At 61.7% G+C, this 23,183-nt stretch carries 16 protein-coding genes; 7 read left to right on the top strand and 9 right to left on the bottom strand.

The window, feature by feature from the left end; translation table 11 throughout:
• Nucleotides 1-6 precede the first annotated feature (6 nt).
• Nucleotides 7-933, top strand: coding sequence for a sugar phosphate isomerase/epimerase family protein (locus P5205_07780; protein ID HSA10257.1), 927 nt, complete (start codon nt 7-9; stop codon nt 931-933).
• 82 nt (nt 934-1,015) lie between these two features.
• Here the strand turns inward: P5205_07780 and P5205_07785 are convergent, their stop codons facing one another.
• On the bottom strand, nt 1,016-1,612 hold the full coding sequence (locus P5205_07785) for a hypothetical protein (protein ID HSA10258.1): 597 nt from the start codon (nt 1,610-1,612) through the stop codon (nt 1,016-1,018).
• Nucleotides 1,613-1,925: 313 nt separating this feature from the next.
• Here P5205_07785 and P5205_07790 point away from each other — a divergent pair, with 313 nt between their 5' ends.
• Entirely contained in the window at nt 1,926-4,208 is a 2,283-nt protein-coding gene (locus P5205_07790; GenBank protein HSA10259.1) for an adenylyltransferase/cytidyltransferase family protein, read from the top strand.
• A 23-nt stretch (nt 4,209-4,231) separates the two neighbouring features.
• Here the strand turns inward: P5205_07790 and pgl are convergent, their stop codons facing one another.
• From pgl to P5205_07815, 5 genes are all read right to left on the bottom strand, one after another.
• Complete coding sequence (pgl, locus tag P5205_07795) at nt 4,232-4,921, bottom strand: 6-phosphogluconolactonase (GenBank protein HSA10260.1); 690 nt, start codon at nt 4,919-4,921, stop codon at nt 4,232-4,234.
• Nucleotides 4,922-4,942: 21 nt separating this feature from the next.
• Nucleotides 4,943-6,583, bottom strand: coding sequence for a glucose-6-phosphate isomerase (gene pgi, locus P5205_07800; protein ID HSA10261.1), 1,641 nt, complete (start codon nt 6,581-6,583; stop codon nt 4,943-4,945).
• Between the two features lie 8 nt (nt 6,584-6,591).
• Complete coding sequence (gene tal, locus P5205_07805; protein HSA10262.1) at nt 6,592-7,677, bottom strand: transaldolase; 1,086 nt, start codon at nt 7,675-7,677, stop codon at nt 6,592-6,594.
• A 186-nt stretch (nt 7,678-7,863) separates the two neighbouring features.
• Nucleotides 7,864-9,531, bottom strand: a complete 1,668-nt coding sequence (pgm, locus tag P5205_07810) for a phosphoglucomutase (alpha-D-glucose-1,6-bisphosphate-dependent) (protein HSA10263.1) — start codon at nt 9,529-9,531, stop codon at nt 7,864-7,866.
• Nucleotides 9,528-12,413: a glycosyl hydrolase family 2 gene (locus tag P5205_07815; protein ID HSA10264.1), complete on the bottom strand. Its 2,886-nt coding sequence runs from the start codon at nt 12,411-12,413 to the stop codon at nt 9,528-9,530. Before P5205_07815 ends, pgm begins: the two co-directional genes overlap by 4 nt.
• Before the next feature lie 1,140 nt (nt 12,414-13,553).
• Between P5205_07815 and P5205_07820 the strand changes: the two genes are divergently transcribed.
• Genes P5205_07820 through def form a run of 3 tightly spaced genes read left to right on the top strand, consistent with a single transcriptional unit; the run spans nt 13,554 to nt 16,115 of the window.
• Nucleotides 13,554-14,372, top strand: a complete 819-nt coding sequence (locus tag P5205_07820) for a ParB/RepB/Spo0J family partition protein (protein HSA10265.1) — start codon at nt 13,554-13,556, stop codon at nt 14,370-14,372.
• 46 nt (nt 14,373-14,418) lie between these two features.
• Complete coding sequence (locus P5205_07825) at nt 14,419-15,546, top strand: hypothetical protein (protein ID HSA10266.1); 1,128 nt, start codon at nt 14,419-14,421, stop codon at nt 15,544-15,546.
• 2 nt (nt 15,547-15,548) lie between these two features.
• Nucleotides 15,549-16,115, top strand: coding sequence for a peptide deformylase (gene def, locus P5205_07830; GenBank protein ID HSA10267.1), 567 nt, complete (start codon nt 15,549-15,551; stop codon nt 16,113-16,115).
• Nucleotides 16,116-16,235: 120 nt separating this feature from the next.
• On the opposite strand, the gene P5205_07835 is transcribed toward def, so the two are convergent.
• Complete coding sequence (locus P5205_07835) at nt 16,236-17,255, bottom strand: BMP family ABC transporter substrate-binding protein (protein ID HSA10268.1); 1,020 nt, start codon at nt 17,253-17,255, stop codon at nt 16,236-16,238.
• 241 nt (nt 17,256-17,496) lie between these two features.
• Here P5205_07835 and P5205_07840 point away from each other — a divergent pair, with 241 nt between their 5' ends.
• Nucleotides 17,497-18,831, top strand: a complete 1,335-nt coding sequence (locus tag P5205_07840) for a Gfo/Idh/MocA family oxidoreductase (protein ID HSA10269.1) — start codon at nt 17,497-17,499, stop codon at nt 18,829-18,831.
• A gap of 25 nt (nt 18,832-18,856) precedes the next feature.
• Here P5205_07840 and P5205_07845 read toward each other — a convergent pair whose 3' ends face one another.
• Both P5205_07845 and P5205_07850 read right to left on the bottom strand, forming a co-directional pair.
• Nucleotides 18,857-19,066: a hypothetical protein gene (locus P5205_07845; protein ID HSA10270.1), complete on the bottom strand. Its 210-nt coding sequence runs from the start codon at nt 19,064-19,066 to the stop codon at nt 18,857-18,859.
• Between the two features lie 16 nt (nt 19,067-19,082).
• A complete protein-coding gene (locus P5205_07850; protein HSA10271.1) occupies nt 19,083-19,817 on the bottom strand; it encodes a prepilin-type N-terminal cleavage/methylation domain-containing protein in 735 nt (244 codons plus the stop codon).
• 224 nt (nt 19,818-20,041) lie between these two features.
• On the opposite strand from P5205_07850, the gene P5205_07855 reads away from it, so the two are divergent.
• Nucleotides 20,042-23,158 (top strand): ATP-binding protein, encoded by a 3,117-nt coding sequence (locus tag P5205_07855; GenBank protein HSA10272.1) that lies wholly within the window; start codon nt 20,042-20,044, stop codon nt 23,156-23,158.
• Nucleotides 23,159-23,183 lie beyond the last annotated feature (25 nt).

The raw sequence follows: 23,183 nt of genomic DNA on the forward strand, positions 1-23,183 counted from the left end.
TGCCCCATGATCACAATCTCACGCCGTGAATTCATCGCCCAAACGTCCCTGGCCGCAACCACCACCGCCTTCTGTGGCGCCTGGATTCAGCGAGGTTTCACCGCCGAGCCCTGGCCGCCGCCGATCGTGGTGTTCAGCAAGATCTATCAGGCGCTCAAGCTGAACTTCGATGACGCGGCGGCGCTGACGGCGGAGGCGGGGATAGACGGCATAGACTGCCCGGTGCGGCCCGGCGGCGAGATTCTGCCGGAACAGGCGGCGACACGCCTGCCGGAATACGCGGCCGCCTTGAATAAGCACAGCCTGCAGGTGCCCTTGCTCACGACGGGGATTACCGGGGTGTCCTCACCCAATGCCGAAGAGATCCTGCGCACGGCGAAGCAGCACGGCGTACGCTTCTACCGATTAGGATTTGTGCTGCGGAAACCGGAGGTGCCCGCCGACCAGCAGGTGCGCGAGGTCCAGGCCCAACTCAAGGACCTGGCGGCGCTGAACAAGGCGGTCGGCCTCGGGGCCATTCTCCAAAATCACTCACCGACGGGCCGCAATTATGTCGGAGGCGACCTGGCGGACATGTATGAGATCGTCAAGGAATTCGACCCGGCGCAGGTCGGGGTGGCGTTCGACATCGGCCATGCGCTGGTGGTTCATGGTAACGAATGGCGCGGACACTTCGACAAGCTCAAATCGCACATCAAGGTCGCCTACGTGAAGGACGTGACCAGGGCCGGACGCTGGGTGCCGTTTGGCCAGGGCGACATCGGCGGGTTGGGCTACTTCAAGCTGCTCAGGCAAACAGGCTGCCGCGCCCCCATCTCACTGCACATCGAGTTCGACTGGAGCGGCGGCGGGAAGTCCAGGACGCGCAGCGCGCTGATCAAGGCGCTGCGCGACAGCGCGCGGGTGTTGCGAGGCTGGCTCGCAGAGGCTTAAGCGGAATACCATAGACGAGAGTTTGCCCATTGCTCGCCCGCATGAGCTCTGCCCGGGTGAGGTGAAAGATGTTGGGCGTCATTCACGGCATCCGCTCAAACGCCTCCGCACCGAGAATCCGCACCCGCTCGCGCGACGGGTAGAAGTATAAACAGCCCTGGCTCGTTCCCCCATAGGACCATGCCAGGCCCACATCCCCGGCGCCGAAATCTGCCGTCGGGTAGGCGCGGTCAATCACGACTGCATTTGGGCTTTGGTTCGTGCGAAAGTGTGCATCCACCATTACGCTGGGCACGGCAAAGGATTTCGAGGAAACACTCGTCACGAACACCCCCAGGTAGATTGGCTCGCCTTCGGCGGTCACCACGAATGGGGTGCCTGACACCGGCGGGCGCGGCAAGCGGGCTCGCGCCTCTTGTGTCAGCCGCAGCGTGTGTGTGCTGAAGTCGTAGTTTAGAATGTCTGCGTCGGAAATCACGGGTGCCGGCGACAGCGTGACGTGAGACCAATCGTCCGTTCCCCGCGCTAGAATGCGCGGGTCCACTGGCCCCGCCAGTGTGTAGATGGCGAAGCCGGGGTCGGGCACAATTGACCCCGGCAAGCCGGAAGCCACGGTGGGAACGACGCCGACGAAAGCGACCGCGACCGCTCCCGCCGCTTGCCTGAAACGCAACTTCATGCCTTCAACCTTGCTACCCAACCGAGCAGGAGATGTCAAAGCCGCGTAAAACAATTGTAAAAGAATTGGCTGCTGTTGAAAGTCAGGGGCGCTGCACCGGCATCCGAGGAAGTTCCGGGGAGGTTCACCCGCCCAGGCAATCTGGAATGGCCGCAAATGCTGCATCGGCAAGGGGAACCGTGCTCCGGCTGGAAGCACGATTTGGGGGAGGTCTGGAGGCATGGCCAACTGCCAGGAATGCTATACTATTCGAAGTGTGATGACGCGTGGCGATACTGACAGGACGAGAGAAGCACAAAGGTCCGGGGCTCGCATGCCCACGGTGTTGGGCACCGGTCTGATCGCGCTGGACGTGGTCATCCCTTCCGGGCCCGGCTCTTCTGCCTGGTGCTTTTTGGGTGGCACTTGCGGCAATGTCCTCACGATCCTGAGCGCCCTGGGCTGGCGGAGCTATCCCATTGGACGGCTGGACCTCAATCACCCAGCCTGCTCCCTGTTCAATGCCGAACTGGCTCTCTGGGGGCTGCGCACGGAGTTTCTCCACTTGGCCCCGCCGGCGGCAGTGCCAGTCATCGTGCAACGGAACCGTGCGAACCCCGATGGGGGATCGCGGCATTCGTTCTCTTTCCGTTGCCCGCGATGTCGCAGGTACCTCCCGGGCTTCCAACCGGTGCGCCTTGACACTGCCCAACAACAGCTTGTTGCCCTGCCGCCACGCGACGTGTTCTTCCTGGACCGACCCTCCCCTGGCAACCTGCTGCTCGCGAAGGAAGCCGCCGCGGGTGGCGCACTGGTAGTTTTCGAACCGACCGGCATCGGAAAAGGCCCGGCCGAGAGACACTTCCGCGAGGCGATCGCCCTGGCCCACGTCCTCAAATACTCGAACAGCCGTCTGCCTGGATTCTCGGATGCGCCGGGTTCCCGCTCCCCGCTGTTAGAGATTGAAACACTGGGGGAGGCTGGACTGCGTTATCGGCGAGCGATCGCGGGAGCCAGGTCCTCCGACTGGGTCACGCTCCGGGCCCTCCCGGCGGTCGTATCGGGCGATACCGCGGGCGCCGGGGATTGGACAACTGCTATCGCGATTCATGTGCTTAACCTGTCGGGGTGTTCACAGCCAGGCACGCTTGCGGCCTGTACCAACGCTGAGATTGAGGCCGCGCTCCGGGCGGGTCAGGCAGCCGCGGCCTGGAATTGCCAGTTCCAGGGGGCGCGCGGGAGCATGTTTCAGTCAGCAAGCGTCCTGTCTGACTTTGTCCAACGACTAACGGGCCGACTATATCCCTTGGACCTGCGGGCAAATGGTCCGCTCCGCGCGCCGGAGCCGCACCCGGTTACGGACCTGATGCGCAAGCTGTGCGCCGTTTGCCGGGGATACGAGAACGTTGCGTCTGCAACGGCGCTGCCTTCGACTGCTCCGCCCGTCGGCGGGTGGAGAATCGTCGGCCGACCGGGATACATCGGCCAGCGCAGGCAGTCGACCGCGGCCGAGCTGGACCGGCGCTACGGGGTTGGGCGATGGCGGATCGCCTACGACTGGCAGGCAGAGATAATCACGCGGGAGCAAGCGCTCGAGCATTACACCCGCGCCTATGAGATCTGGCTGCAGAACAACTCGGACCTCCTCGATTGGCTGGTGCGAACCGCATCGGACATTTACGACATTTCGCCGGAGGATGTTCAATCGAACACAGACTACAACATCCAGACCGGCTCAGCCGTCCATTTGCAGGACATTGCGGTGCGCATCGCCGTGTCGAGGCTGGGGCGCAAGTTTGAAGGCGACCGACTGGTTCAGATCCGGGGGAGGCAGTCCGAAGGGTCTGCGCTGAGTCCCGGGGTCGTGCCCTTTCACCAGCCGGAGTTGATCACACAGCCCGAGTTGAAGGGATGGTGGCAGCCCGGAACCGTGGAATCGTTCTGGCAAAGTAACAAGGTCCTCCAGGTTCGCCACCCTCCCCGGCGCACTTTGATGTTCGGCGGATCATTCAACCCGGTCCACAATGGGCACCTCGCGCTGGCCAAGTTCGTCCGGGAACAGCTCGGATTTGACCGCGTCCTCTTCATTCCTAACGGCGACAACTACCGCAAGCCAGATCTGGCGCCCGCTGTGGCACGACTGGCGATGGTCCAAGCCGCGATCGCGGGTGAGGCCGCTTACGATATTGTGGATGTAGAGGTCTACAGCAAAGAACCCTTGCGGGTCGTCAAGACCACCGAGGAACTGCGTGCGGAGTATCCGGAGGATGACCTGGTGCTGCTGCGCGGGCTGGATGCGCTGCCCAGGACGCATCATCGGCTCTTTGCCATCCCCGGATTGCGCGTGCTCGTCCTGTATCGGGATACGGGCGGCCGGAGCTTTGAAGAAATCCTGCGCCGGAATCCCCACCTCGACGCTAACCGGCAGCGCATCGACTACATCGAAGAGGCGTTCCGGTGTTCGCTATCATCCTCTGAAGTGCGCCGCGCGCTTTGCGAGGGTCGCTCGATTGAATCGCTGGTTCCAGCGACTGTGGCTGACATCATCAGAGGCCAGGGGCTCTACAATCCAGCCAAGACAGGCACCGGGCTGACCGATCATCCGGCCCACGAGTAGCTCGCATAGGGGTCATCAAGGGGTCAGAGCTTTGCCGCTGCCGCCTGGTCGGCCAGAACCATGGCCTCGTTGCGGCGAACGTGGGCGGCTGGGATCGTCATATCCCCATCGCGCAGCCGCAGCAGCATGCCGGCCTTCTCCACACCCGTTACCACCCACAGGATGCGCCGCGCTCGATTGAGCATAGGGTAGGTCAACGTCATCCGCCGCCTTCCCTGGTAAGCCGCGGTAACCACCACGTCTGCTTTGGCGACATTGAGCACCGGGTCCCCCGGCACTAAGGAGGCCGTGTGGCCATCCGAACCGAGCCCCAGCTGGACGAGGTCGAGTACCGGCGGGGTGCCGGCGGCTTGCTGGAGCATCTGTGCGTAACGATTGACGGCATCCTCCAGGTCAGGCAAATCGACAGGCATGGCCAAAACCTGCTCGGGGCATAGCGGAACTTGTTCCAAAAGCGCGTCGCGCAAGCGGGTGAGGTTTCGGTCCGGGTCACCGGCAGGGGCCACACGCTCGTCCACCTGGGCCACATAGACATTTCGCCAGGGGATATCCTCTCGCACCAGTGCGCGCAGCATCTGCCAGGGTGTCTGACCACCGCTCACGGCAAAGGTGAATCGACCCCGCGCCGCTACCGCTCCCCTGCCCTCCCGGGCAATGCATTCGGCTGCCTCAACCGCCACCGCCGCCGCGTCCGCCAGCACTCGAATCTTCATGGTCCGCATCAGACAGCCGCGCTACCACACTTTCAGCGCGCGATACCGACGAATGAGGTTGTTCGTAGAGCTGTCATGACTCAGCTCAGGCTCGGCCTTGTTCTCAAGCTGAGGAATAATCCGCTGAGCCAGGTCCTTGCCAAGTTGCACGCCCCACTGGTCGAACGAGCCGACATTCCAGAGGGCGCCCTGGGTGAATACGTTATGCTCATACAGCGCCACGAGCTTGCCGAGCGCTTCCGGCGTCAGCCGTTCGATGAGGATGGTGTTAGACGGGCGATTCCCCTCGAAGATCCGGTGCGGCACAAGCCAATCGGGCACGCCCTCGGCCTTGACCTGTTCTGGGGTCATGCCAAACGCCAGCGCTTTGCTCTGCGCAAAGACATTTGCCAGCAGCAGGTCATGGTGACAACCCAACGGCGTGAGCGCTTGGGCGAACGCAATGAAGTCGCACGGGATAAGCCGCGTGCCCTGGTGGATCAACTGGTAGAACGAATGCTGGCCGTTGGTGCCGGGTTCGCCCCAATAAACGGGACTGGTATCGTAGTCCACCGCAGTTCCCGCCAGTGTGACACGCTTGCCGTTGCTCTCCATGGTCAACTGCTGCAAGTAAGCAGGAAACCGCTTCAGGTACTGCTCATAGGGCAGCACGGCAACAGTCTCTGCGCCGAAGAAGTCGTTGTACCAGATCGCCAGCAGGGCCATCAGCACCGGCAGGTTCCGTTCGAACGGCGCGGTGCGGAAGTGCTCGTCCATCTGGTGAAAGCCGCTGAGCATCGCGCGGAAGTTCTCCGGGCCGATTGCGATCATCGTGGACAATCCGATCGCCGAGCACAGGGAGTAGCGCCCCCCCACCCAATCCCAGAATGGAAACATGTTTGCGGTGTCTATGCCAAACTCGGCCACCTTCTCGGCCCTGGTCGAGACCGCGACAAAGTGTCTCGCGACCGCCGCCCGGTCGCCCCCCAGGCCGTTTACCAGCCACTCACGCGCGCTCTCCGCGTTGGTCATGGTCTCCAGCGTGGTGAAGGTCTTGGATGACACAATGAACAGCGTCTCCGCCGGATCGAGGTCGCAGGTCGCCTCCACGAGGTCAACCCCGTCTATGTTGGAGACGAACCGGAACGTCATAGTCCGATCGCTGTAATGCCTCAGCGCCTCGTAGGCCATAACCGGCCCGAGGTCCGAGCCACCGATGCCGATGTTAACCACGTTCCGAATGCGCTTGCCGGTGTGACCAGTCCATGCTCCGCTCCGGATGTCTTGGGCGAAGCACGCCATCTTGTCCAGCACGGCGTGCACCTCGGGCACCACGTTCATTCCGTTCACGGAAATGGACACTTCTTTCGGCGCGCGCAGGGCCACGTGCAGGACGGCGCGGTTCTCGGTAAGGTTGATCGCGTCTCCGCGGAACATGGCGTCAATGCGCCCGCGCAGGCCGGATTCCTCGGCTAGCCGCAACAGCCACTTAATCGTCCGGGCGGAGATGCGGTTCTTGGAGTAATCCAGGAACAGGCCCACAGCCTCAGCCGTCATGCGGTCTGCGCGCTTGGGGTCCCTGGCGAAGAGCTCGCGCAAATGCCATTTGCGGGCGGCCCGGTAGTGCGTGGCCAGGGCTTTCCAGGAGTTGAGTGCTGTAAGTGAGGTAATTGGTTCTGGCATAAATGTTGTCAGGTGGCAACTCCAAGCGCCTCGGCCTTCGCGGCGATGACGGTCATCAGCTTGTTCCAGGATTTGGAGAAGGCGTCGGCGCCTTCGGCCTGGAGCCGCGCGGCTAACGCATCCACGCCAATCCCCGCCTCGGCGAACTGCGCCAAGACCTTCTCGCAGTCACCGCCGTCCGCCGGCATGATTGGGCCGACGTGACCGTGGCTGGCGAAGGCCTTCAGAGTTCCCTCGGGCATGGTGTTGACCGTGAAGGGCGCGGTGAGGGCCTCTACGTAGAGCACATCAGATGCGTGAGGATCTTTCGTTCCCGTGCTGGCCCACAGGAGGCGCTGGGGCCGGGCGCCGCAGTTGAATGCGCGCTGCCAGCGGGGCGCGTTCAGCAGCTCGCGATAAGCCTTGTAGGTGCGCCGGGCGATGGCCACCCCAAGCTGATTGGTCAGCCCGGCGGGCACCCTGCCCGCCACCGCAACATCCCAGCGGCTGATGAAAAGCGACGCGACCGAAGCAACGTCGGGCGGAAGGCCGGCTTCAATGCGCCGTTCGATGCCGCGCAGGTAGGCTTCCGCCGCAGCCACATATTGCTCGCGCGAGAACAACAACGTCACGTTGATCGGAACCCCGGCGAAAACGGCCTCTTCAATGGCCGGCAATCCTTCCCGCGTCCCGGGGATTTTGATGAACAGGTTTGCCCGCCCCGCCCGCGCGTGCAACGCCTTGGCCTCCGCGAGGGTGCTCGCGGCGTCGTAGGCCAGCAAGGGCGACACTTCCAGCGATACCCAGCCATCCAGGCTGTTCGTGCGGTGATGGACAATCCAAAACAGGTCGGCAGCCCGGGTGAGATCCTCCAGCGCGAGATCAAAGAACAAAGCCTCTCCTGTCTTCCCCTCCCGCGCCTCATCGCGGATAGCCGCATCGTAAGCGGTGCTGCTCGTGATGGCCTGATTGAAGATAGTCGGGTTGGATGTAAGTCCGGTCACCGAGAACTCCTCGATGTAACGCCGCAAAGTGCCGCTGGAAAGGAGATCGCGCGTAATGTTATCGAGCCAGAGACTCTGTCCCAGGTCGTGAAGCACTTGTGTAGGTTTCATAGGCGAATTGCTTGCCTTTCCTGCTTCCAATTTAGGGGGAGCCTGGACTGAATGTCAAAAGGAGCTTTCCCATAATGACCTCCAGGTTGAGACGTTTCACCAGGACGCACGTGCTCGGGAATGCCCGGCTGCCTTGGCGAGGTGTCCCCACCAAACAGCGGCCAGGCTTGTCCTTCAATCCGCCCCTTACATGCTGGCCAGGGCCTGACGCACAATGCTCTGTGCCTCGCTTACGATGGCCTGCAGGTGCGTCTCGTCGCGGAAGCTCTCCGCGTAGATCTTGTACAGATTTTCGGTTCCGGAAGGCCGCGCCGCAAACCAACCGTTGGCCGTCACCACCTTTAATCCGCCGATTGGCTCGTTGTTGCCCGGCGCGCGAGTCAGCTTGGCGGTGATCGCTTCCCCCGCCAGGCTCGACGCCTGCACCGCCTCAGGCGACAATCTTTCCAGCCGCGCTTTCTGCTCGGGGGTGGCCGCTGCGTCTATACGCGTGTAATACGGCATCCCGAATTCCGCGACCAGCGACCTGAAGTGTTCCCCCGGGTCCTTGCCGGTGCGCGCAGTTATCTCCGCCGCCAGCAGGTCCAACAGAATGCCGTCTTTGTCCGTCGTCCAAACCGACCCGTCCTGCCGAAGGAAACTCGCCCCCGCGCTCTCCTCCCCCCCGAAGCACCAGGAGCCATCCAGCAGGTGCGGCGCGAAATACTTAAAGCCCACCGGCACCTCGGCCAAATGCCGATTCAATTGGTTAACCACCCGGTCAATCATGCCGCTGCTGACCAGCGTCTTGCCCACCGCCGCTTCAGCCTTCCACCCGGACCGGTGCATGAGCAGGTAGCGGATCGCCACGGCCAGGTAATGATTTGGATTCATCAGTCCCGCTGACGGCGTCACAATGCCATGCCGGTCGGAGTCCGGGTCATTGCCAAACGCCACCTGGTACTGGTTCTTCAGCCCGACCAATCCCGCCATCGCGCATGGGCTGGAGCAGTCCATGCGGACCTTGCCATCGTGATCCACGGTCATGAAGGCAAACGTTGGGTCGAGCTTCGGGTTGACCACCGTGATGTCCAACCCATAGATGGAATTGATTGGTTCCCAGCAGGGCAAGGCAGCCCCGCCCAGCGGGTCCGCGCCCAGCCTGAGACTCGCCGCCCGTATGGCCTCCATGTCAACCACACTGTGCAGATCCTTCACGTAAGGCAGGATGAAATCCTCCTCGTGCGTGGTTCCCGCATTAATGGCCGTGTCGAACGGCACGCGCTTCACGTCCACATTGCCCTCGCACAGCATTTCATTGGCGCGTTGCTGAACCCAATTTGTCACGGTCGTTTCTGCCGGGCCGCCGTGGGGCGGGTTATACTTGAAGCCTCCATCCTCCGGCGGGTTGTGCGAAGGCGTGATGACAATGCCATCGGCCAAATGCTCCTTCCGGCCCTGGTTATAGACCAGGATGGCCCGCGAGATCACCGGCGTCGGCGTCACTCCGTCATCACGCTGTAGGATGGTCTCGACGTTATTAGCCGCCAGCACTTCCAGGGCCGTGTGCTGCGCCGGCCCAGACAGCGCGTGGCTGTCCCTTCCCACATGCACCGGGCCGTCGATGCCCTGGCGGCGCCGGTAATCGCAGATCGCCTGGGTGATTGCCAGGATATGCGCCTCGGTGAATGTGCCGCGCAAGGACGTGCCACGGTGTCCAGACGTGCCGAAGTTCACCCACTGGTTGCGGTTGCCCACGTCCGGCCGACGCTCGTAATAGTCTCGTTCGAGCCGAGACAAATCCACCAGCATTTCCTTTGGCAGCGGCCTGCCTGCGAGCGGGGAAGTCCCCACAGGTTGAAGGGGGGGCTTCATTCGAACCGGGTCTCCAGCAAGATGAGCGCCTTGGTCCCCGTGTACCGAACGGAGACCTCACCTGCGTCGGGCGGTAATGGCGAGCGCATATCCACCGTTTGACCTGGGGCGACGGCGATCGAACTCCCGGCACTCGTTCCGTTCACGGCGACGGTGAGATGCGCAGGGCTTGCGGCAGGGTTTTTGACTTTGGTTAGGACGGTCTTCCGGCCCGGCGGGAGCCTCGCCCAGAATATGCCAGAGCCAGTCGTGGAACCCCGATTGAGGTCCCTGAGACTCGCGGCGGTGCTGTAACTGTAAGGGCCGAACGGGTTGCGGCCGCGCGGGACAAACTGCGAGCCGGGGTCCATGTTCCACGAGCCTGTGTTCGGCTCCAGGGGAATCGCGTTCGGATTCGTGGGCGGCGCGCGCCACTCGGCATTGACAACCAAGCCGTTAAGCGACCCACATATCACCCCGCGCTCGGTGATGTAGTCTCCCCATAGTATCGGCGATTCGATCAGCGGATGCGCGGCATGGCCCGCTTTCGTTGCCGTGTACGCCACGAGGTTGGCCAGTAGCCGGTCGGCCGCAGGGTCCAGCCCGGCCCGATTCACTAGATCAAATCCCGACAGAACCACCGAACCCGCCCCGTCAAACATCTCGCACAACGCAACGCCCTCCAGGCCCCGGTCATAGTCGGCCAGGATCGCCGTGCGTGCGAGCGCTTCCGGGTTTTGGAGCTTGAACCCCGCGGTGACGGGATATACGCGCGGGAACCCCGCCTTGGTCTCATCCCAGTCCGTGTAATCTGACCAGAGGCTAAGCCGGCGACGATTGAGGCCCTGGAACACCGGATGGTTGGGACGTTCCGGATTGACGTTCATCTGCTCGCGGAACGGCCGAGTCGCGGGCGGGTAGGGCGTGTCGTTGGCCGAGCCGCTCAGAGGCGTTACCGCTTCCGGCAACCAGTCACGCTCGAACTCTCCGTCCATCGGCCCCAGGCACAACACGCGCCCGCCTTCCTGGACGAAACGCCGCAGGGTCTCTTTCTGCCCGCCAAGCGCCTTGTCCCAAGCCCCTTCACCGATGACCAGGGCGGTCATCCCCGGCGGCAAGGCCGCAGCGCCGGAGACATCCTTGAACCCCAGGCCGAGCCGCTTTAGCGACGCCGCCGTCCGGCCAGGAGGATCATACAGGCACACCGCCGGCTCCGGCGCCGGGACAGACCTTTTCCAATCGCTCCCTGCGACAAACGCCCCCACCCAGTTGGTAGAGACCATGCGCTCTCCCTCGAGAACAACGCCCGAAATAGCGTATTCCCCCGTCGCCAGACTGGCAGGCAATTCGAGCGTCACTTCCCCCCTCCAGGTCCCGAAGTAGGGAAGCGCACCCAAGTTCACACTCCCCCGGCAGAATTCGCCGCCGCCCTTCGCCTGCAAACGATATACCAGTTTGGCATTTGTCAGCGCGGCGCCATCCTCGGCGTCGTTGATCACGTGCGCGAATGCCCGGAGCCTCGTGCCGGCATACACCTGCGGCGTCCACACCTCCCAGCTCAGCAGCACGGGCTGATAGGAAACGCCAAGCTGCTCCATCGCCGGCTTGGGCTTCATCTGCTCGAAGGCCGAAATGCCCGACCAGTTGTGGAAGAGGATCGTGAACGGCATGAGCCCCGCCAGGCGCGGATTCAACGGGCGCATCCGGCGGAAGGACTCGGTTGCCTGTTTGACCATGAACGCTTGATACTCCAGCGAGTCTTCGCGCAGGTTCGCCGAGTGGCCGACCCACCCCAATTGCGGCGCGAGCTGCTTGCTGCGCACAATGTTAAACTCGCCTCTCCAGCCGGTGAACGACCCCACGCACTCGGTGAATGTCAGCGGCTGGTTCTTCGCCGGATCGCCAAAGAGTGGCCGGGGGTAGAGCTTGTCCCGCAAGTTGTAATAGGTGAGAAACGAGTTGTAATACCAGCCCCAGTACCGGTGCACGTCGCACACATCGCCCTCCCGGCCCTCGCCGTAGCCCGCGTTGCCGATATACGGGCGGGTCGGGTCCCACTCCTTCAACGCCGCATGCGCGCGGACCAGCAGATCGCTGAACGCCTTCCCCCGCTCGCCGGAGACCGGCAGCTCGTTCGCCAGCAGATACATTACGATGCACGGGTGCGAGGCGCAGCCCTCGAAGAGCTTCCGATATCCAGCAATGCACCGGTCAAACTCCTTCGGCGCAACGCGCTTGCCCTCGCCAGTCTCCGGCGGTGAGCCATAGCGCCCGGCATACATCATCATGCCCAGTTCGTCGCCGACATCGAACCAAACCTGCGACTCATCAATTGTCAGACGGAAGATGTTCACATTCTGAGACTTCAGGTACCGCACGTAGGCCTCGGCGAACGCCCGCGACTCGCCGACCTCCGGCGGGATGGTGCGGCCGGGCGGGTTGATCGCGATGCCGCGCAGGAACACCGGACGGCCGTTTAAATGGAATTGGCCATCCCGAATTTCGAAGGAACGGAAGCCGATGCGCACCGTCCTGGAGGCCACCGTATTGCTGCCTTTGGTCGCGCTCACCTCAAGATTATAGAGCACCGGCGACTCAGGACTCCACAGCACGGGCTTGAGGTCGGCGATCGTCTTGGTGAATGAGGCCCCCTCTGCGGCGCCTGGAGCGATTTGCCCTAGCGGCCCCTCCCAGAGAAGCCGGCCGTTGCCGGCTTGCGTAATGGCCGCCCGAAATTCCAAACCGCCCGAAGCCGCCCCATGCTTCGGAGCGACCTCGATCCGCACGCTGTCCGCCGTGGTGATGGCCAGCAACTTCTCAAACTCCAGCGCCCGGGCACCGCGACAGGCCAGCACCGCGGCGGTCAACGCCAGCAAACGCACAAGCCATCCGTTTCGTTGCATAAATGGAGCATCATTCATTTGTGCCATCCGGACAGGTTACGCGCTTCGATTGGCTTTCGCCAGCCTGCGCGGCAGTGATTGCCAGAAAGTCAGCCACGGCACAACCTGGCCGGGTCGCCAAATACCAGCGGCGGCGTAGCGCCGGTAACGGCTGCCGTCCCCCGTCAAAAAGGGTGGTCCCGAAGGAATCTCGCTTGTCGGCTCGAAGTCAGGTTCCGAGGCGATTATGTCAGGACCCCCTGCGCTGGCATTGAGCGGTTCGTCGCTGGCGCCGTGCTGTTACACAATTCATCAAAATCCTTGGGGAAACGCCTGTTCTGGCCGAGCCAACCTGTGAATGACGCCACAAACTGTCTCATTGCGGTCGAGCAACTTCATCACGATTGGTTTCAGCCACCACCCCGCACACAGGATCGTAAAGACCCGTGTGAAATCGTGCGCCCACTTCCACAAATACGGTCCTCATTGGAATTCCCGGGAACCCCGCTGGCAATTCACCGTCTCGCACCCCTCTTCCTATCTCCAGCGCCCTCGCCCGACGGGCGATGGCGTCGTTATGGTGGTCGTGCGCAGGCGTTGGCTTGCGGATGGCATGCCAATGCGGTCCGGCGACGGTGTGTATCCCATGGGGAGCGCTCCCCATGGGATACACACCATAGCACCACCGTGCCGCCACAGTAACCCCAAGCCAGAGGTGCCGGGGTCGGCGGGGACTGGAACAGGCAGGTGGGTAGCATCACTGTCCAACAAATGGACAGTGCGCGGATTTGGAAGTCATAGTGCCTATCCCGTCTTGGCTCGGGAGCAGTGTTACCCTTGCCGTCCCTATGCCTGAGCCATCCGGATGGTACGGATGATAGTCACCTTTGGCCAGCCACGTAAATCTATGGTGTACCGCATTTTCAGGGTTCCGTAGCAGGGCTGTGGACTTGGCTAATTACATCTTCATACTCCACGCCACCAACACCGTGCGCTTCTTCCGACTCGCGCAGCAGAATTGACAACTTCCCTGCCCTGCGACACTCTCGGCTCATGGCAAAGCCAGCTTTGGGCCGCGGCTTGGGGGCGTTGTTGGGCAACACCCCGATCGCCAAACCACCAGTTGCGGCGCCAGCTCTAGATACAACTCCGGGTGCTGCAGTGACAGCCGACGACCGCGAACGCGTGCGGCGCGTCCCGCTGGACCGTATCCGCCCCTGCCCGCTCCAGCCGCGGAAGGACTTTTCGCCCGAGGGCCTGCGCGAGCTGGCCGATTCCATCAAGGAACAAGGCATCGTCCAACCGCTCATTGTCCGCGAGCGCGATGGAGCTCTTGAACTCATTGCCGGCGAGCGCCGCTGGCGCGCCGCCCAATTGCTTGGCCTGGCGGAGGTCCCGGTAATCCTGCGACAAGCCGATGACCGTGCCATGCTCGAATTGGCGCTCATCGAGAACCTGCAGCGTGAGAACCTCAACCCGATTGAGGAAGCCCACGGCTATGCGCAGCTCATCGAGCAATTTCAGCTCAAGCAGGACGAGGTGGCGACCAAGGTTGGCAAGAGCCGCGCCGTCGTGGCCAACGCCTTGCGCCTCTTGAGACTTCCGGCCCAGATCCAGGCCAGCCTCCGCGAAGGCCGCCTTTCCGTCGGCCACGCCAAAGTCATCCTGGGGCTGGCCACGGAGAAGCACCAGAAGCTGGCCACCGAGCGCATTCTCAAGGAGAGCCTCAACGTTCGTCAGACCGAGGCCTTGGTCGCGCGTCTTCAGGCTCGTGAATCCGGATCCTCCGGCAGGACCGTCCCTGTGACGCCGCTGACCCGGGATGCCCACATCGCCAGCCTCGAAAGCAAGTTGCGCGAGCGGCTTGGGACCAAGATTAACTTGCGTTACGCCCAAGGCAAGGGCGCCCTGGAAATCACGTTCTTTAGCGACGCCGAACTCGAACGCATTCTGCAAGTTCTTGGCGTAGGCCCGGATTGACCCGGTCTCCTCACATCAATTTGCCGCATCACCTTTAGTGAACCGTATGACTACACCCGAACAACGCGACCAACGCGAACAAACCGCCACCCAACTTCTGGCTGCCGTGAACCGCGCTGGGCAGATGACCGCCTTTGTCGGCCTGGATGGCTTTGTGGATGACATCCTCCATGTCGTGGACAAGCGCGAAAGCGCGGACAAGTATGTGCGCCTGCCAACGATTGCCCAACTGGCCGAACGGCTGGCGGCCGCAGCCGGCCGCAGCACCAATGTCGAGCTGGTCAGTCAGCTGAACAAACTCGGCGGCAACGGTCCTATCATGGCCAACGCCCTCGCCAGTTTCGGCCTCAAGGTCAGCTACCTTGGCATCCTCGGCTACCCAAACCTGCATCCGGTGTTTGCGGACTTCGCCAAACGCGCCGAGGTGCATTCCATCGCCGAGCCCGGCTACACCGACGCGCTGGAGTTCGACGACGGCAAGATCATGCTTGGCAAGCACCAGTCCCTAAAGCAGATGAACTGGGAGAACATCAAGGTCCGCTTCGGCTTGGACAAGTTCACCGCCAAGTTCGGCCATGCGGACCTGGTCGGGTTCGTCAACTGGACCATGCTCACCCACATGAGCGACATCTGGGCGGCTGTGCTCAAAGAAATCTGCCCCGGCATGAAGGGCCCGCGCCGAAAGCTGTTCCTTGACCTCGCTGATCCGGAGAAACGCACCAGGGCTGACATCTCACGCGCACTGGAGCTGCTCGCTGCATTCCAGCAATACTTCGACGTGGTCCTCGGCCTCAACGAGAAGGAGAGCATCGAGATTGGAGGGAACCTCGGCTTGAACACCACGGACCACTCGCCCACAGGGCTGCAAAAGCTCTGTCAGGAAATCCACCAGCGCGTCCGAGTGGACACCATCATTATTCACCCGACCGCCTACGCGCTCGCCTCCGGGCCGGATGGCTCCGCTCTCGTCCAGGGGCCCTTCACTCCCAAGCCCAAGATCACGACCGGCGCGGGCGATCACTTTAACTCCGGCTTCTGCCTCGGCAAGTTGCTCGGCTTCCCTACCGACCGTTGTCTGCTAACCGGCGTTACCACCAGCGGCTTCTACGTGCGCACAGGCCAAAGCCCCGCCATGCCCGACCTGGCGAAACTGCTGCGGAGCTGGCCTGCCTGACCATGCCGCTCGTCGTCGTACAATACGGCATGCCGGTGCTCCGCCAGAAAGGCGTGCGCATCGAGAGCATCACACCCGCCATCAGGCAGCTCGCCGCTGACATGCTTGAAACCATGTACAGCTACAAGGGTGTCGGCCTGGCCGCGCAGCAGGTTGGCTTCGCGGTGCAACTGACCGTTATTGATGTGCGCGAGGTGACAGACCGGCCATCCACGCTGGAGTTGCGAGGCAAGCCTGCCGATGTGAAGGGGTTCATGCCGCTGGTCCTGATAAACCCGGAGGTCAAACCCGTGGGCGAGCCGGTGACCGGGCCGGAAGGCTGCCTCAGCTTCCCCGAGATCTACGCTGACATCACCCGTCCTGACGTTGTGGACGTGCAGGCGCTGAACCTGGAAGGTCAGCCAATTGAGTTCCGCTGCGGTGGGCTGCTGGCCCGCGTCGTCCAGCACGAAGTTGACCATCTTCACGGCATACTCTTCATTGACCGCATGAACAAGGCGACGAAAGCGAAGCTCCAACCCGAACTGGATCAGCTCATGGCCGAAACCAAAGCGGCGCTGAGGAGATAGATTCCCCCGGTCTGTCTCAAGAACCCGACTGTAGAGGGCCAGCCTTCGCGCGAACCCTGACTTCTATGTTGTCCCCGGGTTGTTCTGGCTCGCGCGGGCGCTTTGCCTACCTCCACGGCTTTATGGTTCTCTCTTGTAGTAATCCGGCACCACGATCTTCCCGGCGATGATTGCGGCTTTCAACTCGTCGGCCCGACTGCGAACCGGCTCCGTCAGGACCTTCGCGTTGTATTGGTCAAAGGCATAGTCCACGCCTTGGTTGGCCAGTCCAAACCACTTTACCTCGCCGGTGAACTTGCCCGCTTTGGCCTCGGCAATGGTGGTGAACACCGCTTCGTCCACCCGCTTCAACATGCTCGTCAGAATCCAGCCCGGCTTGGTCCAGTTCTGGTTGGCGTCCACGCCGATGGCAAACCGTTGCTTCTCCTCCGCCGCGTCGAACACCCCCAGCCCCGAAGCTCCCGCCGCTGCGAAAATCACATCGGCCCCTGCGTCATACTGCGAGATGGCTAGTTCCTTGCCTTTGGGAGGATTATTCCATGCCTCGCTCGTCATCCCGACAAAGTTCGCCAGCACCCCGATCCGCGGATTGATCTTCTTCGCGCCCGCCTGGTAACCCAGCTCGAACCGGCGGATTAGGGGAATATCCATTCCCCCGACAAAGCCGATCTTGCCGGTCTTGCTGGTCATCGCCGCAATGGCGCCGACCACATACGCCCCTTCGTGCTCCTGAAACATGAGCGACCGGACGTTCCGCGCTTCGACCTGCGCGTCCACAATCGCGAAATGACGCTTGGGAAACTGCGCGGCGACCTTCTGAATCGCTTCCCTCTGGGCGAAGCCAATCCCAAGAATAAGGTCGAAGTCGCGTGACGCAAATGCCCGCAGCATCGGCTCGAACGCATTGTCATCGGGCACCTCGACATACTTTAGCAGGATGCTTAACTTGTCTTTGGCGCGGGTGGCTCCAGCATAGGCCGATGAGTTGAAGGACTTATCGTCCTTGCCACCCCGGTCCAACACCAGTGCGACCTTGAATTCTGCCTGTGCCGACAAGAGTGAAATCGCAAGCGCGGCAGACAGCATCCATTCCGGCCCGCAGAATGCCCTATTGTGTTCCCGAAAAAAACAGTGCTTCATTTCCATCTTTCTAGGCACAAACCTCGGCCCGGTCAACCTTCCCGACGAACCGCAATTCAGGGCGCTGCAATCCTCCCCGGGTTTAACCAAGACCATCTCCGAACACCCGAAGCCGTGTCCCGATGCTTCAAACCGACTTGGAAATCGGTGGTCAGGACTGGACGCGGGCAAGCCAACATGGCAAACTCAGGCCCGTTTTGACACCATCGTTTAGCACAGAATCCTATTGAAAGCTCGAATTATGACACCGCTCTCTCGCCGCCAATTCCTGGGCAAATCCGCCCTGGCCGCCGGACTCGCCCCACTGGCCATTGATACTCTAACTTTACCATTTGTGCGCTCTGTCCGCGCCGCCGAGCCAGGGCCAAGCGACAAGGTCCGCATCGGCCTGATTGGCTGCGGCGGCATGGGGCTGGGCGACCTGCAATGTTTCTTCCTCAATCCGGAGGTGGATTGCCCAGTGGTCTGCGACGTGGACGATGCGAAGATCGCCAAGGGCGTAGCACTATGCGAGAAGCAGCGCGGCAGCAAGCCCGCTACGGTAAAGGACTTCCGCCAGATGCTCGACCGCAAGGACGTGGACGTAGTACTCGTCGCCACACCTGACCATTGGCACGCGTTGCCGACAGTCCTCGCTTGCCAGGCAGGGAAGGACGTCTACGTGGAAAAGCCGCTAGCCACGACTATTGACGAAGGCCGCGCCATGTTAGAAGCGGTGAAGCGACACCAGCGCGTCGTGCAGATGGGCTCGCAGTGGCGGAGTTGCAAGCACATTGTGGAAGCGGGCGAGTTCATTCGCTCTGGCAAGCTAGGCAAAGTCAGCATTGTGCGCGGTTGGGCCTATCTGGACTGGCTGCCCAGCATCGGTAAACCCGCCGACTGTCCGCCGCCTCCCGGAGTGGATTACGATTTGTGGCTTGGTCCCGCGCCCAAGCGACCCTTTAACCCTAACCGCTTCCATTTCAACTTCCGGTGGTTCTGGGATTACGCTGGCGGGCTCATGACCGACTGGGGAGTACACCTTATCAACATGATGCTCATGGGAATGGGCCCCGACTCGCCCAAAAGCGCATATTCCTGCGGCGGCAAATTCGTGCTGGACGACAACTCCGAAACCCCGGACTCGCAGGTGACCGTGTATGAGTTCCCGAGCTACACGCTGATTTGGGAGCACAAGGCCGGCTTGAACAACGGCCTGTATAACCGCTCGTGGGGCGTCGAATGGAGCGGCACCGAAGGTAACATCATCCTGAATGACGAGGGTTGGGAAATCCGCACCGAGAAGAAGCAGGCCAACCTCGACAACCAACGCAAGCCTGGCAGCCCCGATCCCCGTCCTGCCCATGTCCGCAACTTCCTGGATTGCGTGAAGTCACGCCAGCAGCCCGTGCTGAACCTGAACATTGGCCACCATGTCTCCACCGTGGCGCACCTCGGCAATATCTCCTACCGCACCGGCCGCAAGGTTGTGTGGGACGCTGCGCGCGAGAAGGTCGTCGGCGACTCGCAAGCAGACAAGTTGGTCGGCGTGAAGTACCGCCGGCCATGGAGTCTGCCTTACGCCCAGCGGGCGTAACGCGCGCGATTGCCAAGACGGCCGTCTAATTGCCACCCCCGGGCCGCGCACCAGGGAGCCCGCTGCTGTTCGTGAGGGCGAACGAGACACTGCGCACAGTGTTAATGGCCGTAATGCGCGACGCTCGCACGGTGCCCTTGGATGCACCGGCGGGAATTGCCGGAATCCACGCCAGCGCAATCAATCCGATTGCCCCGAGAACCGCACAAACTGCGGTGATGGTCTTCTTTTTCATCAAGGGGAAGTTACTTCTACCGAACAGTTGTGACTTGCTTCAGTCTCTGCCAGTCGGGATTGCTTGCATTTACACCCCGCCCAGCAACCCGCGACTCGGGTTCCTGCAGCCTGAAGAACTCGGCATGGCCATCGGCAAAGTTCAGCCCATAGCTGCGCTCGTGCCTTGTCGCGGGAAAACTGGCGAATGGCCGGGTGTCATCCATCGTCACCAGGAACCAGGCATCGTCAATGCTGGCTTCGTGTTCGTCAGTCATCACCCATATTCTGGCTGGCGCCGCGGCAGCAAGCTCCCCTTCCCGGACATACGTGCGGAAGCCGTTGGTGCGGCGATAACTTTCCATGTAACGACTGCCGATCCATCCGTTCATGGAGTAGCTGCGGACGCGGGGCGCATCGCCTGTGCGAGATGGATCGCCGGGACACCGGTAAAGGGGCACCTGACTGGCGTAGGGAAACAACTTCCCTTGGCGGATGATCAGCTTGTTCGTCGAATCGCTCGTGACCTTCATGTCCCCGAGCACCCAGGAATTGCTGCCAACCTCGCCCAAGGGTTGATTCTGGGCCAGCTTGCCGTCGTTGTCGGCGGTGTACATTTGGAATGAGAGCGAAGCTTGCTTGAGATTGTCCAGGCAAACGGTTCGCCGGCTCTTCGACTGCACCGCAGCGAGCGCCGGAAGGAGTAATGCCGCCAGGATTGCAATGATAGCGATGACCAGCAGCAGTTCGGCCAAAGTAAACGCCCGTCGCATGCAATATCCTTCGCTGCTGCACCAATCCCGCCGAATCGCTGTTCCCACACCATCTGCTCGTGCAAATAACGCCATAAACTGCTTCGGTCATAACCTACCTCCGGCTGGTATTCATTGGGAAGTGTGCGTCTGGGAGCACACCCCGTCGCTTCTACCACGCGCACGTCGTTTTCATTGCACCATCAGGCCCGGCAATAGATAATCCGGACGCGATTAAGATTGTCATGGCATCAATGACGCCCAGAGGGTTGATTCTCCTCCTCGGCACGGCACTGGTGACGCTGCCGGAAGCGAACTTGGCCCAGGAACCCTCGAGCTGGGCAACTCAATGGCGTGTTTGCAGGATGACCGATGGTTTGCCTGAATCCGCCTGCATTTCAGTTGCTCTTTCACCGCAAGGGAGAATCCTGGCCCGCCACCCCAGGTCCGGATCTGTAAGTGAACTCGATGGCTATGCAACCCATATCATCCCCTCCCCTGGGCAGGGTAGCAGCCGCGTTTACCAGAGCCCCGGCGGCCAACTCTGGACGGTCGCCTCCCACGGCCTGCAAGAGTTCCGAAGTGGTAAGTGGGTGCTGCATCCCACGTCGGAAATCGCCGCCGCGTTCCGTGAACGCATCCTGCGAGTCAATAATCCGATACCGCTGTGCCCAGCCCGCCAAGGTTTCGTGCTGATTCTCCTTCCGGACCACCTGCTCGAATTCAACACCGAGGACCCAGAGCATCCCCGGACCCAAGTCCTGCTCGCAGCGGCGCAAACGCAGCTCGGGGAATTCTCGACAATGACACTGGCGCGCGATGGTGGCCTGTGGATCACCGGAACGCGCGGGCTGCTCAAAATGCCGGGCCCAGTTAGGAATTTGAAAGCGGGAACCGCGTGGCACCAATACCTGCTGCCTGAGGCATTGCAGGGCATGAATCTGCAGGAACCGCACGAGAATGAAGCGGGGGGTGTGACCATGCTGGCCGAGTCCTCGGCAAGCCAGCTGAAGCGCCTGGTCCAGTGGGACGGCCAGCATTGGAGTGCGCAGGCCATCCCGGTTGAAGGCGCGCGGCACGCCTGGTGCAGCGCGAACAAGACCTGTTGGGCCGTAACGACTGATTCACTGTTCAAATGGGAAGCAGGCACTCGGGAAGCGATTCCGGCCGAAAGAGCGCCCGGTCGCCGATACTACGACCTTGCAATCGAGCCTGGCGGCGCGTTTTGGCTGGCAACCTCTGATGGACTGTTCCGCTATGCTCCGCATACATGGAGAACCCCTGCTTTCGCTGAGCGGCTCGATTCTCCCGTCCACCACCTGACGGGGGGCGAAGCCGACAGGTTTTGGTTTGTCGTGGGCACCGGGCTACACCTCGTGCAAAATGGTCATCATCAGGAGTTTCCTTTGCCGGCTGAGGCTCTGACCAATCTTCCAAACCTCCGCGCCCTGTACCCGTTGAAGAATGGTAGTCTGCTCCTGCAAGCGGGGGAACAGTGCCTTCAATTTCCACCTGACACCCGCACGTTTGATACCGTCGTCCATGAACCTCCCGCAACGTCACTCAAGCCGCTGGGGTTGCTGAGAGACGGAAGATTATGCGTCCAAACCCTCACCGCTGGCGCGCCTGTGCAGAGTCACCGGTTGGAGGCGTACGATGGGGCCCGGTTTGAAGCGATGGCCGTGCCATTGCACGAGCTGTTGCCGGGCAGCAATCTGTCGAGTTTCTTCACCGCGCAGAACGGCGACCTTTGGTTGGGCGGCGACCGCGGCACGGCGTGGTTTCACGAGCAGAAATGGCGAACAATCGTCTCCACCGACCAAAGCAGTCCAGAATCGGTCGTTGGTTTCGCCGAACTGGCAGACGGGAAGATCTGGTGTGCCACATCCGACAAAGTGTGGGTGTTTGATGGCCGGACGTGGTCCGCCGTGCGAGTAGGATTCGACCGTATCAACGCATTTGTCAGTGCACGCGACGGATGCTTGTGGGTGGCCACCGAAAGCGGGTTGTCTCGCAACTTCCGAGGCGCATGGGTTGAGAATGGGATTGAGGACGGTTTGCCCAGCGCCGCGGTACGGGACATCCTCGAAGATCCGCGCGGCCGAATCTGGGCCGCCACCACGCGTGGATTGAGCTTGTACTATCCGGAGGCAGACCCCGCTCCGCCTGACACTGAGGTACAAGTAGTAACGGGCAACGCGCAGAGAATTCCCGAGGGGGGCAGTATCACGCTGTCGTTCAGCGGAAAGGACAAATGGAATCATACATCCCGCCAACGTCTGCTCTACTCTTACCGTCTGGACGAACACGAATGGTCGACATTTCAGGAGGAGAGGAACGTTTCCTTTGTGGATTTGGCGGGCGGCAAGCACTACTTCCAAGTGCGCGCCATGGACCGCAACTGTAACGTGGATCCAACTCCCGCCCGGCTGGACTTTCTGGTCATCCTGCCGTGGTACAAGGAGTCCCGTGCGGTGATTTTTGCCATTCTCGGATTGGTAGTGGCGCTCTTCTTCGCCAGCTTGGCCTTCAACAGCCATCGCCAACTGCTCCGGAGTTACGCGGAAGTGGAACGGGAGGTGGCGCAACGCACACGGGAACTCGAGCTCGCCAACCGCCAATTGCTGCACAGCCAGAAAATGAACGCACTGGGCACCCTCGCCGCGGGTATTGCTCACGACTTCAACAACATCCTGTCCATTATCAAAGGGTCCGCCCAAATCATTGAAGACAATCCGGGCGATCCGCAGAAGGTGAGCACCCGCGTGGACCGCATCAAGACGGTCGTCGAGCAGGGAGCCGGTATTGTCAAAGCCATGCTCGGCTTCAGCCGCCAAGCCGCCGAACAGCCAGCCCCGTGCGACTTGAATGCGGTCCTGGAGGACTCCGTCAAGCTGTTGGGCGACCGGTTCTTGCGCGAGGTGCAGATTACTCTCGAACACGCTTCCGCCCTGCCCGAGGTAACTTGCTCCAGGGACCTGGTCCAGCAAGTGTTACTGAACTTCATCTTCAACGCCGCGGAATCCATGACCCAACGCAAGCAAATCCGCCTGGCCACGCGGCGGATGGAAAAGCCGGCAGCGAATCCGGTTTTGGCACCCGCGCCCGCAGCAGAGTATGTTGCGGTGTCGGTCCAGGACGCTGGCTCTGGCATTACTCCCGAGAACCTGCCGCGCATCTTCGAGCCTTTCTTTACCACAAAGGCCTTTTCTGCGCGGCGCGGGACGGGGCTCGGCCTCTCGATGGTCTATGAACTGGCCAGGAAGATGGAAGCCGGCCTCGCGGTAGAGTCAACCGTGGGCCAAGGCAGCACCTTTACGTTGATCCTGCCGGTGAGGAATAAAGCCACAGCTAAGCCCTGACGATCATAGACTCTGCTGGCCAGGC

The organism is Candidatus Paceibacterota bacterium (assembly GCA_035452965.1).
Classification (GTDB): domain Bacteria; phylum Verrucomicrobiota; class Verrucomicrobiia; order Limisphaerales; family UBA8199; genus UBA8199.

Coding starts and splice junctions, on each gene's coding strand:
- P5205_07780 (HSA10257.1), top strand. CDS start 7: ATGATCACAATCTCACGCCGTGAATTCATCGCCCAAACGTCCCTGGCC.
- P5205_07785 (HSA10258.1), bottom strand. CDS start 1,612: ATGAAGTTGCGTTTCAGGCAAGCGGCGGGAGCGGTCGCGGTCGCTTTC.
- P5205_07790 (HSA10259.1), top strand. CDS start 1,926: ATGCCCACGGTGTTGGGCACCGGTCTGATCGCGCTGGACGTGGTCATC.
- pgl (HSA10260.1), bottom strand. CDS start 4,921: ATGAAGATTCGAGTGCTGGCGGACGCGGCGGCGGTGGCGGTTGAGGCA.
- pgi (HSA10261.1), bottom strand. CDS start 6,583: ATGCCAGAACCAATTACCTCACTTACAGCACTCAACTCCTGGAAAGCC.
- tal (HSA10262.1), bottom strand. CDS start 7,677: ATGAAACCTACACAAGTGCTTCACGACCTGGGACAGAGTCTCTGGCTC.
- pgm (HSA10263.1), bottom strand. CDS start 9,531: ATGAAGCCCCCCCTTCAACCTGTGGGGACTTCCCCGCTCGCAGGCAGG.
- P5205_07815 (HSA10264.1), bottom strand. CDS start 12,413: ATGCAACGAAACGGATGGCTTGTGCGTTTGCTGGCGTTGACCGCCGCG.
- P5205_07825 (HSA10266.1), top strand. CDS start 14,419: ATGACTACACCCGAACAACGCGACCAACGCGAACAAACCGCCACCCAA.
- def (HSA10267.1), top strand. CDS start 15,549: ATGCCGCTCGTCGTCGTACAATACGGCATGCCGGTGCTCCGCCAGAAA.
- P5205_07835 (HSA10268.1), bottom strand. CDS start 17,255: ATGAAGCACTGTTTTTTTCGGGAACACAATAGGGCATTCTGCGGGCCG.
- P5205_07840 (HSA10269.1), top strand. CDS start 17,497: ATGACACCGCTCTCTCGCCGCCAATTCCTGGGCAAATCCGCCCTGGCC.
- P5205_07845 (HSA10270.1), bottom strand. CDS start 19,066: ATGAAAAAGAAGACCATCACCGCAGTTTGTGCGGTTCTCGGGGCAATC.
- P5205_07850 (HSA10271.1), bottom strand. CDS start 19,817: ATGCGACGGGCGTTTACTTTGGCCGAACTGCTGCTGGTCATCGCTATC.
- P5205_07855 (HSA10272.1), top strand. CDS start 20,042: ATGGCATCAATGACGCCCAGAGGGTTGATTCTCCTCCTCGGCACGGCA.